Consider the following 15,284-nt stretch of genomic DNA (forward strand, 5'->3'; position numbering starts at 1 on the left):
AGCGCCAAATTGTGGCGGGATGGTGAAATCCGCTTCACTGCGGGATTAAGAGGCGGATAAGGCCGAGTTGATGATATCCGACATGGCACAACACGAGATTCGTCTCGGCGGGGGGCGCCGCCCGGCGGGCTAACGGGCCTGCCCGCCGGCCGCACGCTTGGCGCCCTTGCCGGCCGGGCCGCGCCCGGCGGGACGGCGCAGGGACGTGAATGCCCAGGTCATCTTGGGTTCGATGGCCCAGCTCATGCACCGCACCACCGGCGGGCTGCACAGCACGGTGCCGAGGACGGCGGACGCGCCGAGGAGAATGATCGTCCCCGGAACGGTGTGCATCCAGGCGAACTCCCACCAATCGAGGTAGTCCAGCAGCCGAATGATGAACCCGTGCAAAAGGTACGTGTAGAGCGTGGTGGCGCCGAGCGCGCTGAACCAGTGCCGCCCGCGCGGGACGACCGCGAGGAACGCCGCGACCAGCACCGTCGCGCAGCTGAACATCGCCAGCGTCATCACGGTGCCGGTGACGTTGTTGACGCCGAGGTCCTCGTACGGGGTCTTCCAGAAGACCCAGTTCTCCGTCATGCGGTCCTTGGCGAAGTACGCCATGGCCAGCCCGCCGGCGAGCACCGCGGCGCCGATCGGCCGGGCGATCGGCTTCTTGAGCAGCTCGAAGTGCTCGGGCTTCAGCGTGAGGCCGAGCACGTACAGCGGGAGGAGCCCGAGCACCCGGTGGATGTTGAACGTCCCGCCGAGATCGCTCATGTAGGACAGCAGCGCGAACAGCAGGGCGATGCCCAGCGGCCAGCGGATCTGCTGCCACACCGGGGTGGACAGCCGCCAGAGGAAGAGCGCGCACATGAACCACATCAGCCAGTACGGCTTCAGCAGGCTGATCGTGAGTTCGCCGCCCTTGCCCAGCCAGGCGTAGAGCTCGTACGCGACCTCGAACACCACGTACGGCACGCCGACGTGGGTGATGAGCTTGCGCGCCTTGCCGGTGGAGAACGTCCAGTTCCGGGAGAGGTAGCCGGTGATCACGATGAACAGCGGCATGTGGAACATGTAGATGAACAGGTACAGCGCCTTGGCGATCGGCACGTCCGACCGGATGTTGGCGATGACGTGCCCCGCGACCACCAGCAGGATCGCGAAGTACTTGGCGTTGTCGAAGAAGGGGTCACGCGGCTTGCGCGGGCGCGCGCCCTGCCCCGGTGAGGCCGCGCCCGCCGCACTGCCCGCCGCGCTGCTCGGCGGCGTGCCGGGGGCGGGCGGCGCGGTGCCCGGCGCGGGCGGCGCCATGGCCGCCGTGCCCGGCGCCCGGGGAGCGGGGGGCACCGCCGCGCCGAGGGGCGCCTGCGGTTCGTGGGCGGGGGGCGGCTCGGCTCCGGGAGGCGGCTCGGCTCCGGGAGGCCGGCTGGGGTAGGTCATGAGGCCGTCCGGGGTCAGGTGTCGCAGATGTTGTCGCTGGCCCGGATCTCGCCCTCCTGCTTCGGGATGCCGGCGCCGGCGCTCTTCAGGACCGTCCAGTTCCGCCCGACGACGAGGTCGACGACGCCCGGCGTGCCGCCCTTGCGCGCCGTCGGCTGGGGCTTGCTCGGGATCAGATCGGCGAGCGTCTGGGCCTGCTGGTCGGCACCGGCACCGTACAACACCTTGGTGGCCGGGGTGGCGGCCGGTGCGTTTCCGCCGACCGTCACCTGGAAGCCCTGCGACTCCAGGTCGTCGGCGACGCGCCCGGCCTGCCCCTGGACGCCGCTGCCGTTGTAGACGCGCACCCGCACCTGGCTCGGCGAGATCTTCGGCGTCCCGGCCTTCGGCTCCTTCGGGACGGTCTTGTCGTTGCGGACCGCCGCGAAGAACGGCTGCGCGGCGTCCCGGAGCGCGACGCGGTTCGGGTCCTGCGGGTCGGGGCCGGACGGGACGGTCACGAACCGCAGCTTGCCGGAGGTCATGCCCTGCATCTCGCGGGCGATGTCCATCATGACGTCCGGGGTCAGCTCCTCGTCGGTGGTGAGCGACTTGGTGACCGCGTTCATCAGCGTGTAGAGCTTCTTCGGGTTGCTGAGCACGCCGGCGCTCATCGCCTGGTTGGCGAGCGAGCCCATGAACTTCTGCTGGCGCTTGATGCGGTCGGTGTCGGAGCCGTCGCCGAGGCCGTGCCGGACGCGCACGTACGCCAGGGCCGTCTCACCCTTGATCTTGTGCGGGCCCTTGCCCAGCCGGAGCCCGGACTTCGGGTCGTTGACCGCCTTCGGCAGGCAGACCGGCACGCCGCCGACCGCCGTGGTGATCGTCTTGAACCCGGTGAAGTCGACCTGCATGAAGTGGTCGATGCGGATGTTGGAGATGCTCTCGATCGTCTTGATGACGCAGGCCGCGCCGCCGTTGGTGAACGCCGAGTTGATCTGGGCGCGGGACTGCGCCGCGATCGTCTCGCCCTTGCGGCCCTTGCAGGACGGCATCGGGATCATCAGGTCGCGGGGGAAGCTGATCCCCATCGCCTGCCCGCCGCCGGGCGACAGGTGCAGCAGGATCATCGTGTCGGAGCGGGGCAGTTCGTTCTTCAGCCCGCGCCCGTACTTGCCGTTGGACCCCGCGCGGGTGTCGGACCCGAGGAGCAGGATGTTCATCGCGCTGTTCAGCTTCTTCGGCCGGTTGGGGCCGAGCTGCGCGTTGACGTCCTCGTGCGAGATGTTCCCGAACGCCTTGCGGTACAGGCCGTAGGCCGTCAGGGAGCCGGCCACCATGACCGCCGACAGCCCGATGCACACCCATCCGAGGATGCGCCAGCCGCGTCGCGGCGCCGCTTGGGGATCGGCGTCGTCGACGTACTCCATGTACATCGGATTGCTGTTCATCGGCTCCGTGGTCCGGGGTCTCAGCGGTTCTTGGGGGCGTGGGGGGTGATGGTCCCCCACACGGGATCGCCCGCTTTCCGGGGTCGGGGTCTGGACGAGGGCAAGGAGAGCGTAGGTCAGGAGAGCCGGTACGGGGACCCGGATCCGTCATTCGGACCCGGCGTGCCGGCCACCACCGTCACATGCTCCACGGTCAGGCGTTGATCTAGGATGGCTTTGTCAAAGTTTCGTTGAATTATGACGGAAGCACCCGAGGCTAGTGGTGCGAGTAGACCCGCCAGTACCCCCTCCAGTGTGGTGAACGGCACGTCAACCAACAGGCGGTCGCGTGCGTCCAGCTCCCATTTCTCGGCGGCCTCGCGGGCGGCGGCCACCAGCTCGCCCTGGCCGAGTGTGGTCTTTGTCACACTGAGCGCGGGAGCTCCTGGAGTCACTTCAGGCCCTGCCGTGAACCGGTCGCCGTGGCCGCGGACCTCGTCGGCGTAGTCGGTCACGCCGGGCGGGCAGTCGGCGAGCGGGCCGCCGAGCGCGTGCAGTGACAGCCCGACGATCTCCTCGGCCTCCGTGTCGCCGACCACGTCGTCCAGCACCTCCTGAGCCGCCGCCAGGATGTAAGGGCCCTTCCGGGGGGTGTGGGGGGTCGTCCCCCCACCTGAGTACGGCCCGGAACCGCCCACCGGTTCGCCGGCGCGGCCCTTCACCGCCTCCGGGTCGACCGGTTCGGCGACGACGCCCGCCGACCAGCAGGCCATCAGCCACACCGCCGTCTGCCAGTGCGGCGGCAGCACGAGCACGGCGCGGGTGCCCGGCTCGGCGCCGAGCCCGTCCACGAGGAAGTTCGCCGTCTTGGCGACCCAGTTGTCGAACGTCTTCGCGGACAGCTCGACGCGCTCCCCGGTCGCGTCGTCGTAGAAGGTGACCAGCGGGTTGGCGGGGGCGTCCGCCACCCGCCGCCGCAGCAGCTCGGCGGGCGTGGCCGCGCCCGGGTCGGGTTCGCTCATGGCCCGAGCGTATGCCCGCATGATCGCCCGAGGCCCACCACCCACCGGGTGCCGCTACGCTCCGCACGGGTGGACGACCACCGCACACACCATTTCTGCGCACACCGACTCGGGGCGGGACGATGAACGCTGGCCGGCTGCTCGTCCGCGTCACGGTCGCCCCGGCGCTGCTCGTGGTGGCGTGGCTGGCGGTGTCGCTGCCGCTGCTGCTGGCGGGCGTGTTCCGGCCGGTCCCGGCGATCGCGCTGTTCGTGCCGGTCGCGGCCGCGGTGCTGTGGTTCGGCCTGCGCTCCCGTCCCGGCGTGGACGAAGCCGCGAAGCGGGGGAGCCTCAACGCCCCCGGCGGCGTGGAGTCGGTGCCGCGGTGGGTCACCTGGAGCGTCCTCGCGATCACCGTCGCGTTCCTGGTGCTCCAGGTGGTGATGTGCGCGGAGCAGATCGTCGTCCGGCGCGACCCGGCGTCCTACGTCCAGTTCGCGACGTGGCTGGCCGAGCACGGGTCGCTGCCCATCCCCGAGTCGGCGGCGGCCTTCGGCGGGCCCGACCCCGTCCTCGGGTTCGCCAGCCCCGCCTTCTACCAGGACGGCGGCGCGGTCGTCCCGCAGTTCATGGCGGGCATGCCGCTGATCCTCGCGCTCGGCGGCTGGCTCGGCGGCACCCACGGCATCCTGCTGATGGCGCCGCTGCTCGGCGCGTGCTGCGTGCTCGCGTTCGCCGGGCTCGTCGCGCGGCTCGCCGGCCCGCGCTGGGCGCCCGCCGGGGCGCTGCTGCTCGCGCTGACGCTGCCGATGCTCTACGTCTCGCGCAGCACGTTCAGCGAGCTGCCCGCGATCGTCCTGCTGCTGGGCGGCCTGTCGCTGCTGTACGACATGCGCCGCGACGAGGGGCGCGGCGCCGACCTCAAGGCGTTCCTGGCGGGCGCGGCGCTCGGGCTGATCGTGCTCGTCCGGATCGACGGGCTGCGGGACGTCCTGCCGGTGCTCGTGTTCGCCGGCCTCCTCATCGGGCGCAGGCGGCGCACCGGCTACTGGGTCGCCGGCGGGCTGCTGCTCGGCACGGCCGCGGGCCTGGTCGAGGGGTTCACGCTGTCGCGGCCCTACCTCTCTTATCTGGGGTCGTCGCTGAAGCCGCTGCTGGCGATCAGCGCGGCGATCCTCGTCGCCACCGTCGCCATGGTCGTGCTGCTGCGCGCGGACCGCACGGGCACGCGGCTGCGGCGGCTCGGCACGGCGGTGGCGCGCGGCCAGCTGCCCGGGGTCGCCGCCGTCCTCACCGTGCTGGTGATGGCGGGCTTCGCGGTCCGGCCGCTGGTGCAGACCGTCCGCCGGGTGCCCGCCACACGCGACGACCAGCTGAACGTCCAGTTCATCGAGACGATCCAGCGCATCCAGCACCTGCCGGTGGACGGCACCCGCCAGTACTCGGAGCTGTCGCTCTACTGGGTCGTCTGGTACATCGGCGTCCCCGCGCTGCTGTTCGCGACGCTCGGCGCGGCGCTGCTGGTGCGGCGTCTGCTGCGCGGGCAGTCGCCGGAGTGGCTGCTTCCCTACGCGATGGTCGTCTGGACGACCGCGCAGGTGCTGCTGCGGCCGGGCATCACCCCCGACCATCCGTGGGCGTCCCGGCGGCTGATCGGCCTGGTCATCCCCGGACTGCTGCTGTTCACCGTGTTCGCGTGCGCGTGGACGGTGCGGCGCGTCCGCCGCGTCGGGTACGGGCCGAAGATGGTGAACCGGGGCACGGTCATCGGCGTCGCGCTGATGCTGGTGCCGATCGTGCTGACGTCCGGCGGGTTCCTGGTGACGCGGACCGAGCAGCACGAGGTCGGCGCCGTGCGCGGCATGTGCGACGCGCTGAAGCCGCGCAGCTCCGTCGTGGTGGTCGAGCAGTCCACGGCCGACCGGTTCCTCCAGGTCGTGCGCGGCATGTGCGGGCTGCCCGCCGCGCGGGTGAGCGGCGGCGCCACGACCGCCGACGTGCGGCGCGTCATCGCCGGCGTCACCGGGGCCGGACGGCGTCCGGTGATCATGGCGGCGAAGCGGGAGCAGGTCGCCCCCTACGGCACGCCGGAACGCGTCCTCCACGTGCGGACGCGGCAGGACGGGCGCACCCTCACCAAGCCCCCCGGCGGGACGTGGGGACTGTCCATGGAGGTCTGGATCGCGGAGCCGTCCGCGCCTTAGCGGCTGCCGAGGTTCGGCGGGGCGAGTATCCTCGCGCTGCGTGAGCACCCAGTCTGCCGAGCCGACGACCGAGACCGCGACCGCGACCGCGCCCGCCGCGCAGCCCGCGGCCGAGCCCGTCCAGCCCGAGGCCGCCGCGCAGCCAGAGGCCGCCGCGCCGCCCGAGCCCGCGCCCGAAGCCGCGCCCGCGCCCGCACCCGAGGCCGGGCCCGTCCACGTCACGATCGTCCTGCCCTGCTACAACGAGCAGGACCACGTGATCGCCGAGGTCGAGCGCATCTGCAAGGCGATGGACGCCAGCGGCAAGACCTACGAGCTGCTGGCCGTCGACGACTGCTCGACGGACGACACGCTCGCCCGGCTGCGCGAGGCGGAGCCGCGCTTCCCGAACATGCGGGTGATGGCGTTCCAGCACAACAGCGGCTCGGGCACCGTCCGGCGCATCGGCTCCCAGCAGGCCCGCGGCGACATCGTCGTGTGGACGGACGCCGACATGTCGTACCCGAACGAGCGGATCCCCGACCTCGTCGACGCCCTCGACACCGACCCGTCCATCGACCAGGTCGTCGGGGCGCGCACCACCGAGGAGGGCACGCACAAGGTGCTGCGCGTTCCCGCCAAGTGGTTCATCCGCAAGATCGCCGAACGGCTCACCAACTCCAAGATCCCGGACCTGAACTCCGGGCTGCGCGCGTTCCGCCGCGAGGTGTCGCTGCCGTACCTGCGGCTGCTGCCGCCCGGGTTCTCCTGCGTCACCACGATCACGATCGCGTTCCTGTCGAACCAGCACCCCGTCCGGTACATGCCGATCGACTACGCCAAGCGGGCCGGCAAGTCCAAGTTCCACTTCACCAAGGACGCCTACCGCTACATCCTGCAGGTGCTGCGGATGGTGATGTACTTCAACCCGCTCAAGGTGCTGATGCCGCCCGCGCTGTGGCTGATCCTCATCGGGCTCGGCAAGGGCGTGTTCGACATGGTGGTGCACTTCGGCTACTTCGCCAACAACACCATCATGATCTTCGTGACCGGGTTGATCATCGCGTCGCTGGCGCTGCTCGCGGACCTGATCGTCCGGTCCCGCGGCGACGTCTAGCGGTGGCGTCCAGCGGCATGCGCATCGCGATCGTCGGGCCGGCGTTCCCGTACAAGGGCGGCGGCGCCCGGCACACGACCGAGCTGGCGCACCGGCTCGCGGCGGCCGGGCACGACGTCGCCATCGAGTCGTGGCGGGCGCAGTACCCGTCGTTCCTGTACCCGGGGCAGCAGACGATCGCCGAGCCGGAGGGCGAGCCGTTCCCCGGCACCCGGCACCGGCTCGACTGGCGGCGCCCGGACGGCTGGTGGCGGACGGGCCGCGCGCTGCGCTCGCACGACCTGGTCGTGCTCGTGGTGCTGAGCACCGTCCAGGTGCCGTCCTACCTGGGGATTCTCACGGGCATTCGGCGGGGGACGCGGGTGGTGGCACTGTGCCACAACGTCCTGCCGCACGAGCGGAAGCCCTACGACGAGCCGCTGATGAAGCGCCTGCTGCGGAAGGTGGACGGCGTGCTCGTCCACACCGAGGCGCAGGCCGAGGTCGCGCGCGGTCTGACGAGCCGTCCCGTGCGGGTCGCGGAGATGGCCGCGCACCTGCCGTCGGGCGGGGCCGCCGCACCGGGCGACGAGAAGGTCCGCCGGCGGCTGCTGTTCTTCGGGATCGTCCGCCCGTACAAGGGGCTGGACGTCCTGCTGCGCGCCCTCGCCGAAGGCCCGGACGACGTGTCGCTGACCGTCGCGGGCGAGTTCTGGGGCGGGCTCGACGAGACCCGCGAGCTGATCGGCTCGCTCGACCTGACCTCGCGGGTCGAACTGCGTCCGGGGTACGTCCCCGCCGCCGACGTTCCGGGATTGTTCGCCGCCGCCGACGCGCTCGTCCTGCCGTACCGGACGGCGACCGCCTCGCAGAACGTCTGGATGGCCCACGAGCACGGCCTGCCGGTGATCGCCACCGACGTGGGCGGCTTCGCCGACCAGGTCAGGGACGGCGTCGACGGGCTGATCTGCGCGCCGGACGACGTCGCGTCACTGGCGGGCGCGCTGCGCCGCTTCTACGAGCCGGGGGAGCCGGAGCGCTTGCGCTCCGGCGTCCGCCCGGTCGACCACGGCCCGCTGTGGGCCGCCTACGTCGACACCCTCACAGGTGGCCTTCGAGCTCCTTGAGCAGGGCGCGCTTCGGCTTGGCGCCGACGATCTGCTTCACGGCCTCGCCGTTCTTCACGAGCAGCAGCGTCGGCAGGCCCATCACGCCGTAGGAGTTCGGCGTGTTCGGGTTCGCGTCGTAGTCCATCTTCGCGATCTTGAGCTTGCCGTCCTTCTCCTGCGCGATCTCCTCCAGGATCGGGGCGATCATGCGGCAGGGCCCGCACCAGTCGGCCCAGAAGTCGACCAGCACCGGGATGTCGCTCTTGAGGACCTCGTCCGCGAATGTCGCGTCGGTCACGGTGATCGGGGCCGTCACGGTCCCTCCTTCGTAGGCTGCGTACCCGTCACAAGCGCCTCGGAGGGCGGTTCATTCCCCGCGTCCGGCGCCGTACGCCCCAGCAGGAACGCGACCCCGGCGTTGATCAGGTCGGCGGCGGTCAGCAGCACCCGGGACGCGATCGCGACCACGACCGGCGCGCCCGCCGGCAGCACCGGCGTCAGCACCACCGTCAGCGCCGCCTCCCGCGCCCCGATGCCGCCCGGCGCGATGAAGACCAGGAACCCGGCGACGAACGCCAGCGCGTAGGCGCCGGTCGCGACGAACGGCAGGCCCGCGCCGTCGCCTCCCACCGCCATGCACAGCAGCCAGGTGTGCACGCCGAACAGCGCCCAGCCGAGCACCGTCCAGCCGATGGCCTTCAGCGTCGCGGCGAGGCTCACCGGGTGCTCCAGCGGCGGGCGGCGGATGAGCTTGAGCATCGTCCCGAGCGCCCACGTCACGATCTTCGGGTGCAGCAGCACCAGCAGGACGGGCGCCAGCAGGAACAGCCACCAGTACTCGTCCCGCGCGGCCGCCGACGTCAGCGGCAGCGTGACCGCCGCGACGGCCAGCCCGCAGGCCGTGGACGTCGCCACCGCCAGCAGCGTCGAGCCGAAGCTGCGCTCCGGCGGCACCTTGTGCTCGCGGGTCATCTCGATCTGCGTGACCAGCGCCCACACCTTGCCCGGGACGTACTTCCCGAGCTGGGAGATCCCGGAGATCCGGAAGATGGCGCGCACCGGCAGCGGCGACCCGAGCCCGGCGAGGAACTCCCGCCAGCCGAGCATCCAGACGAAGAGCCCCGCCAGCCCCGCGGCCAGCGCCGCGGCGAGCGTCGCCCAGGACATCTGCTGGAACGCGCGGACCGTGTCGTCCCACTGGGACGCCACGCTGTAGCCGCAGAACGCCAGTGCCAGCAGCACCAGCAGCACCCGCAGCGCGCGCACGGCGACGACCTTCATCTTCACGCGCCCAGCGTAGGCGAACGCGGCCTCCCACCCGCGCGCTCGGCCTAGAGTTGGGGACGATGAAGATTTCGGATGTGGTCGCCTTCATGGGGCACCAGGTGCACGTGTGCCGGTACCGGGAGGCGGGGACGCTGCTCGGCTGGATGGGACGCGACCTGCGCGGCAAGCGCGTCCTCGACGTCGCGGGCGGTGACGGGTACTGGGCCGGGCAGGCGCGCAGGCGCGGCGCCGACGCCGTCTCGATCGACCTCGCCCGCGGCAAGATGACCTACGGCCGGACGCTCGCGCACGCGCCCGCGCTGATCGAGTGCGACGCCCTCAGGCTGCCGTTCGCCGACGGCTCGTTCGACGCGGTCCTGTCGGTCTGCGCGATCGAGCACTTCGACGACGGCGGCAAGTCCCTGGACGAGATGGCGCGAGTGCTGAAGCCGGGCGGCCAGATCTTCATGTCCGCCGACGTCCTCAGCCGCGCCGACGCCTGGCCGAAGCTGCGCGACGCGCACAAGGCCAAGTACCACGTGCAGCACACCTACACCCACGAAAGCCTGCGCAAGCTGATGGACGAGCGCGGCCTCGACCTCGTCCGGCACAGCTACCAGTTCCGCACGGCCGCCACGGAGCGCCTCTACCTGTCGCTTTCCACCTACGGCGGCAAGGTCGGCTTCAACGCCGCCGCGCCGCTGACCCCGCTCGTCGCCCTCGCCGACCGCAAGGCACCGAACGAGCAGGGCAGCATTGTGCTCGTTCAAGCGCGTAAGAGATAGCGGTCGGGTAAGAGGGCCATCGTGAATCGCGTGGAACGAGGTCACCCGAGCGCCCGCCCGGCGGGCGTAGGCTCGGAACGTAAAGAGTGATCTACGCCACCGCGCTGGATGGGGGAGTGGACCGTGGCGCCTCGAATTCTCCTCGACGCCACCGCCGTGCCTGCCGACCGCGGCGGGCTCGGCCGGTACGTGGACGGGCTCCTGACCGCCCTGCACGCGCAGGGCGCCGACCTCGCCGTCGCCTGCCAGCGGGCGGACGAGAAACGCTATGAGGGCCTCGTCCCGGGGGCCCGGGTCGTCGCCGGCCCCGCGACGCTGGCGCATCGCGCGTCCCGCCTCGCCTGGGAGCAGTCGGGCCTGCCCCGCGTCGCCGAGAGCGTCGGCGCGGACGTCATCCACCTGCCCGCCTACACGATGCCGGTGGGCGCGGCCCTGCCGACCGTCGTGACGATCCACGACGTCACCCTGTTCGCCGAGCCCGAGCAGCACGACCCGGTGCGCACGTCGTACATCAAGTCGGCGACCCGCAGCGCCGCCCGCCGCGCGACCCGGCTGATCGTCCCGTCCCGCGCGACCCGCGACGAACTGGTCGGCGTCCTCGGCGCCGACCCGGCGCACATCGACGTCGCCTACCACGGCGTCGACCACGAGGTGTTCCACCGCCCGTCCGAGGCCGAGGTCAAGCAGGTCTCCGACCGGCTCGGCCTGCACGGCCGCCCCTACATCGCCTACCTGGGTGCGCTGGAGCCGCGCAAGAACGTCCCGAACCTGATCCGCGGCTGGGCCCGCGCCTGCGCCGGCCGCGACGACCCGCCCGCCCTCGTCCTCGCGGGCAGCGGCGGCTGGGACGACGAGGTCGACGCGGCCCTCGCCACCGTCCCGCTCGGGCTGCGCGTGCTGCGCCCCGGCTACCTGCCGTGGCCGTCCCTGCCGGGCTTCTTCGGCGGCGCCCTCGTCGTCGCGCTGCCGAGCCGCGGCGAGGGCTTCGGGCTGCCCGTCCTGGAGGCGATGGCGTGCGGGGCGCCCGTCCTCACCACCCACCGCGGCCCGCTGCCCGAGGTCGGCGGCGACGCGGTCGCCTACACCGAGCCCGACGCCGCCGGCATCGCCTCGGCCCTGACCGCGCTCATCGACGACCCGTCCCGCCGCGCCGACCTGGCCGAGGCCGCGCACACCCGCGCGCAGGAGTTCTCCTGGACGGCCTCCGCGACCGCCCACATGGCCTCATACCAGCGCGCGGTCGCCCAATACACCGCCACTCGCACCCACTAGGCTCTCTCTCCAACCCGGAGAAAGGAACCGAGTGGAAGCGATCCTCCTGGTGGGCGGCCAGGGCACCCGCCTGCGCCCGCTGACGATCTCCACCCCGAAACCCCTGCTGCCCACGGCGGGGGTGGCGTTCCTGGCCCACCAGCTGGCCCGGGCCCACGCGTCGGGCGTCGAGCGGATCGTCTTCGCGACGTCCTACCGGGCCGAGATGTTCGAGGCCGCCTTCGGCGACCACGCCTACGGCGTCGACCTCGCCTACGTCAGCGAGCGCGAGCCGCTCGGCACCGGCGGCGCCATCCGCAACGCGGCGCGCGCGCTGACCTGCGGCCCGGACGACCCCGTCCTCATCCTGAACGGCGACATCCTCTCCGGCCACGACGTCCGCGCCCAGGTGAAGCTGCACGAGGAGGCCGGCGCCGCCGTCACCCTCCACCTCACCGAGGTCGACGACCCGTCCCGCTTCGGCTGCGTCCCGACCTCCCCCGACGGACGCGTCACCGCCTTCCTGGAGAAGACCCCGCATCCGGTGACGAACCAGATCAACGCGGGCTGCTACGTGTTCCGCCGCTCCGCCATCGACACGATCCCCGAGGACGAGGTCGTCTCCGTCGAGCGCGAGACGTTCCCGTCGCTGATCTCGTCCGGCGCCCTGGTCATGGGCCACGTCGAGTCGGCCTACTGGCTGGACGTCGGCACCCCTGAGGCTTTCGTGCAGGGTTCGCGAGACCTCGTCATGGGCGCCCTCGCGTCCCCCGCCATGCCCGGCGACCCGGGCGAACGCCTGACGCTCTCCGGCGCCCGCGTCGCCAAGGGCGCCGTGGTCCGCGGCGGCACCACCGTGGGCCGCAACGCCGTGATCGAGTCGGGCGCCACGGTGACCGGCAGCGTCCTCCTGGAGGACGCCTTCGTCGCCGAGGGCGCCACCGTCCGCGACTCCGTCCTGAGCCGAGGCGCCCGGGTGGGCCCCGGTGCCGTCCTGGACGGCGTGGTCCTCGGCGACGCCGCAGTGGTGGGCCCAGGCAACGAACTGCGCCCCGGCCTGCGCGTCTGGCCCGGCATAGAACTTCCCCCGACCGCCATCCGCTTCTCCACCGACACCTGACCATCCCCGGGCAGGCACGCTGAGTGGGAGCAGGTGAGCGAGGGGAGCGGCCTTGGCTGAGCAGTGGGCGGGCGGTTTCCGCCTGATCCGGGAGTTGGCCTCGGGCGGATTCGGCTCGGTGTACCTGGGACAGGACGCCTCCGGACGCCGAGCGGCGATCAAGTTCCTGCACCCGCACCTGGCCAACGACCCCCAGGTGCGCCGCTACTTCGCCCAGGAGCTGGTCAACGCGCGCCGGGTCCAGGGCTTCTGCCTGGCCGAGATCCTGGACGCCGACGCCGAGGCGCCCCGTCCCTGGATCGCCACCGAGTACATCGACGGCCCCACCCTGGCCCAGGCGGTCCGCGAGCACGGCCCCCGCACCGGCGGTGACCTGCAGCGCCTCGCGGTGCAGACCATCACCGCGCTCAGCGCCGTCCACGCGGCCGGGGTGGTGCACCGCGACCTCAAACCCGCCAACATCCTGCTGGGCCCGGACGGCCCGCGGGTGATCGACTTCGGCATCGCCCGCGTGCTGGACGCCGACACCTCCTCGGCCACCCGGATCGGCACCGTCGGCTACATGGCTCCCGAGCAACTGGAGGGCACGACCCTGGGGCCGTCGGCGGACCTGTTCGCCTGGGGAGCGGTCATGATCTACGCGGCCACCGGAGGCGAGGCGTTCCCCAGCCCGAGCCAGGCCGCCCGCATCAAACGCGTCCTGACCGGCTCGCCCGAGACCGGCGACCTGGCCGCGCCCATGCTGGACATCGTCCTGGCGTGCATGGCCAAGGACCCCGCGGAGCGTCCCACGGCACGCCAGGTCCTCGACATGCTGATCACCGGCCGTGCCACATCCCCGCCGCCCGAGAACACCCGATTCGACTACACCGACACCAGCCCCGTCCTGGACCCGGCTTCCTGGAACAACCGCGACACCGATTCGACGCCCTTCACCGCAGACGCCCTGCTCGCCCGCAGGTTCACCGATGAGAAGGGCGTCGAGTTCACCCTGGTCGGTGCCGGGGCCAGACCGTGCGGCCAAATGGTCACCGGCGATGGGCCGCTCACCGCCAAAGAAGTGTTCGAGGAGATCACCGCCCACGGTTGCACGCAGGTGATGGCGGGACTCTACGAAGAGCGGGCTTCCTGTCCCGCGACCGGCCGTCCGCTTCGGGTCTCAGTCTCGATCTTCCCTTTCCCGGACGCCGCCACGGCCAGGGCCATGTACGACTACCTCAACGGCCTCGCGCGCTGGCACCTCACCACATGGCACCAACCGGACGGAGCCGACATCAGGCCCCTCATCCCGGGCCGCCAGTACTATCGCCACTCGCGCAACCGGGTGCACTTCCGCTACCTGGTCACCGTCATGGCCTACCGCTCCGACCTCACCAGAGACGGCGACCTTGAGCCGTGGCTGACCGCGGCATCCGAGGAAGCCGCCAACTCCGCCGGCCCGCAAAGCTGACCGCTCTATCGAAAGCTCCGCAATGCCGCTCCGATGGAGTGGGCGATGCGCCGCGTATCGCGGTCGGCGGCCACGTCGCCCAGCCCGGTTCCGGCATCCACGGTCCCCGGCTGGGAGTAGTCCAGCCCTTCCCAGTCGATCACGATGTTGACGTTGCCGAGACGGCAGTAGAGGTACCGGCCGCTCATGGCGTATTTCTGGCCGGGGTCGTCCGGGAGCGCGCTCATGGCGTTCTTGCGTGAGATGCGGAAGCCGAGGCACTCGTCCGCGATGCCGGGGACCTCCGTCGCCTTGCTCGTGCGGATGATCTGCCTGCCTTCCCGCACGTCATCGTCCGCGAGAACCGTCCGGACGTAAGCGGCCTTTTCCCGGGCTTGCGCGACGCTCGCCTTCCTGGTCACTTCGACGGTCAGGTTGCGATTGTGTCGAAGGTCGAAGACCTTCCACGAGAAGAACTGCTTCCCCGTCCGGTCGTTGAAGGGATCACGCCAGTACCTGCTCTTGGCGACGTCCGGCGGAAGCGATCCGGCGACCAGCCCAGCTACGTCGGGAACCTCCAGGAAGAGACCGGCGCCATCCCGTACAACGGCGGCTGCGGAGGCGCGGGAGTGAGAGGCGCCATCCGGGGTCCCTCCGGAAGAGCCGCACGCCGTGATCCCAACCGAGGTGGCTGCTACTACCAGAATTCTGGTGGCCTGCCACAAAGTGAGAGGACGGCCATCACGGACAGCGGCGTGCATCATCACCCACCAAGTGCTCGTGGCTTCACTGGGCTGAGAAAGCACGCCTCACAGTACTCACCGTTCCGCCTCGACTGCATGTGAACTCTGAGGCGGGCAGGCGCGCGAGGCGGGTGATGGCCAGGGAGCCTTTTTTGGTCTTTGGGTGATCACGTAGTTCTGTAGGGCGGCGATGGTCGTGAGGAGGTGGCCGGGCCTTGCCGGGGCCGCACTTCGCCTAACGGATGAAAAGGGGTCAGTGGTGCAGTGGCATCAAACCGAGTGTGGTGTTCCGGCATACGGCTGGACATGCCGAGAGCTGGATCCTCGGCGCTTTGGCGTGGCTGGTGTTCCGGATGGCCTGTTCGGTGTTCGTGGAATTGTGGTGGGGGCGGCGCTGCGTACGGGGCCGCCCCTCCAAAGTCAAGGGCGCCTTCGGCGTCGCTTCGCGATGGGACTCCGTCCCACCC

Annotated in this window: 13 protein-coding genes; 7 read left to right on the plus strand and 6 right to left on the minus strand. The window is 71.3% G+C overall.

What is annotated here, in order from left to right; translation table 11 throughout:
- Positions 1–129: 129 nt before the first annotated feature.
- The 3 genes from AB0K34_RS27945 to AB0K34_RS27955 form a co-directional block, all read right to left on the minus strand.
- Entirely contained in the window at positions 130–1,425 is a 1,296-nt protein-coding gene (locus tag AB0K34_RS27945) for an acyltransferase family protein (protein ID WP_364551920.1), read from the minus strand.
- 14 nt (positions 1,426–1,439) lie between these two features.
- Positions 1,440–2,855, minus strand: a complete 1,416-nt coding sequence (locus tag AB0K34_RS27950; protein ID WP_138639515.1) for an LCP family protein — start codon at positions 2,853–2,855, stop codon at positions 1,440–1,442.
- Between the two features lie 116 nt (positions 2,856–2,971).
- Positions 2,972–3,856 carry a TIGR03089 family protein gene (locus tag AB0K34_RS27955; protein ID WP_364551924.1) on the minus strand — a complete coding sequence of 295 codons (885 nt, stop codon included), beginning with the start codon at positions 3,854–3,856 and terminating at the stop codon, positions 2,972–2,974.
- Positions 3,857–3,978: 122 nt separating this feature from the next.
- Here AB0K34_RS27955 and AB0K34_RS27960 point away from each other — a divergent pair, with 122 nt between their 5' ends.
- The 3 genes from AB0K34_RS27960 to AB0K34_RS27970 are packed head-to-tail and all read left to right on the plus strand — an operon-like array spanning position 3,979 to position 8,241.
- Positions 3,979–6,039 carry a hypothetical protein gene (locus AB0K34_RS27960; RefSeq protein ID WP_364551927.1) on the plus strand — a complete coding sequence of 687 codons (2,061 nt, stop codon included), beginning with the start codon at positions 3,979–3,981 and terminating at the stop codon, positions 6,037–6,039.
- Positions 6,040–6,079: 40 nt separating this feature from the next.
- Complete coding sequence (locus AB0K34_RS27965) at positions 6,080–7,135, plus strand: glycosyltransferase family 2 protein (RefSeq protein WP_364551930.1); 1,056 nt, start codon at positions 6,080–6,082, stop codon at positions 7,133–7,135.
- Between the two features lie 17 nt (positions 7,136–7,152).
- Positions 7,153–8,241: a glycosyltransferase family 4 protein gene (locus AB0K34_RS27970; RefSeq protein ID WP_364551933.1), complete on the plus strand. Its 1,089-nt coding sequence runs from the start codon at positions 7,153–7,155 to the stop codon at positions 8,239–8,241.
- Here the strand turns inward: AB0K34_RS27970 and trxA are convergent.
- Together trxA and AB0K34_RS27980 are read right to left on the minus strand one after the other, a co-directional pair.
- Positions 8,216–8,539: a thioredoxin gene (gene trxA, locus AB0K34_RS27975; protein WP_138639520.1), complete on the minus strand. Its 324-nt coding sequence runs from the start codon at positions 8,537–8,539 to the stop codon at positions 8,216–8,218. The two genes, AB0K34_RS27970 and trxA, sit on opposite strands and share 26 nt — an antisense overlap.
- Positions 8,536–9,504, minus strand: a complete 969-nt coding sequence (locus AB0K34_RS27980) for a lysylphosphatidylglycerol synthase domain-containing protein (RefSeq protein WP_240808284.1) — start codon at positions 9,502–9,504, stop codon at positions 8,536–8,538. Before AB0K34_RS27980 ends, trxA begins: the two co-directional genes overlap by 4 nt.
- A 65-nt stretch (positions 9,505–9,569) precedes the next feature.
- On the opposite strand from AB0K34_RS27980, the gene AB0K34_RS27985 reads away from it, so the two are divergent.
- The 4 genes from AB0K34_RS27985 to AB0K34_RS28000 all read left to right on the plus strand — a co-directional run bounded on the left by AB0K34_RS27985 (position 9,570) and on the right by AB0K34_RS28000 (position 14,095).
- The gene (locus AB0K34_RS27985) at positions 9,570–10,274 is read left to right on the plus strand and encodes a class I SAM-dependent methyltransferase (protein WP_138639521.1); all 705 of its coding nucleotides are present in this window, start codon (positions 9,570–9,572) and stop codon (positions 10,272–10,274) included.
- A 123-nt stretch (positions 10,275–10,397) separates the two neighbouring features.
- Positions 10,398–11,546 (plus strand): glycosyltransferase family 1 protein, encoded by a 1,149-nt coding sequence (locus AB0K34_RS27990; protein ID WP_364551935.1) that lies wholly within the window; start codon positions 10,398–10,400, stop codon positions 11,544–11,546.
- A 31-nt stretch (positions 11,547–11,577) separates the two neighbouring features.
- The gene (locus AB0K34_RS27995; RefSeq protein ID WP_138639523.1) at positions 11,578–12,645 is read left to right on the plus strand and encodes an NDP-sugar synthase; all 1,068 of its coding nucleotides are present in this window, start codon (positions 11,578–11,580) and stop codon (positions 12,643–12,645) included.
- A 52-nt stretch (positions 12,646–12,697) separates the two neighbouring features.
- Positions 12,698–14,095, plus strand: coding sequence for a serine/threonine-protein kinase (locus AB0K34_RS28000; protein ID WP_364551938.1), 1,398 nt, complete (start codon positions 12,698–12,700; stop codon positions 14,093–14,095).
- Between the two features lie 5 nt (positions 14,096–14,100).
- Here the strand turns inward: AB0K34_RS28000 and AB0K34_RS28005 are convergent, their stop codons facing one another.
- Positions 14,101–14,841 carry a hypothetical protein gene (locus AB0K34_RS28005; RefSeq protein ID WP_364551940.1) on the minus strand — a complete coding sequence of 247 codons (741 nt, stop codon included), beginning with the start codon at positions 14,839–14,841 and terminating at the stop codon, positions 14,101–14,103.
- Between the last annotated feature and the right edge of the window lie 443 nt (positions 14,842–15,284).

The sequence above is a fragment of the Actinomadura sp. NPDC049382 genome, assembly GCF_040677125.1.
Classification (GTDB): Bacteria; Actinomycetota; Actinomycetes; order Streptosporangiales; family Streptosporangiaceae; genus Spirillospora; species Spirillospora geliboluensis.

What these genes read in the sequence shown, in the direction of transcription:
- AB0K34_RS27945 (WP_364551920.1), bottom strand. Translation starts at nt 1,425, where the DNA reads ATGACCTACCCCAGCCGGCCTCCCGGAGCCGAGCCGCCTCCCGGAGCC.
- AB0K34_RS27950 (WP_138639515.1), bottom strand. Translation starts at nt 2,855, where the DNA reads ATGAACAGCAATCCGATGTACATGGAGTACGTCGACGACGCCGATCCC.
- AB0K34_RS27955 (WP_364551924.1), bottom strand. Translation starts at nt 3,856, where the DNA reads ATGAGCGAACCCGACCCGGGCGCGGCCACGCCCGCCGAGCTGCTGCGG.
- AB0K34_RS27960 (WP_364551927.1), top strand. Translation starts at nt 3,979, where the DNA reads ATGAACGCTGGCCGGCTGCTCGTCCGCGTCACGGTCGCCCCGGCGCTG.
- AB0K34_RS27970 (WP_364551933.1), top strand. Translation starts at nt 7,153, where the DNA reads ATGCGCATCGCGATCGTCGGGCCGGCGTTCCCGTACAAGGGCGGCGGC.
- AB0K34_RS27980 (WP_240808284.1), bottom strand. Translation starts at nt 9,504, where the DNA reads ATGAAGGTCGTCGCCGTGCGCGCGCTGCGGGTGCTGCTGGTGCTGCTG.
- AB0K34_RS27985 (WP_138639521.1), top strand. Translation starts at nt 9,570, where the DNA reads ATGAAGATTTCGGATGTGGTCGCCTTCATGGGGCACCAGGTGCACGTG.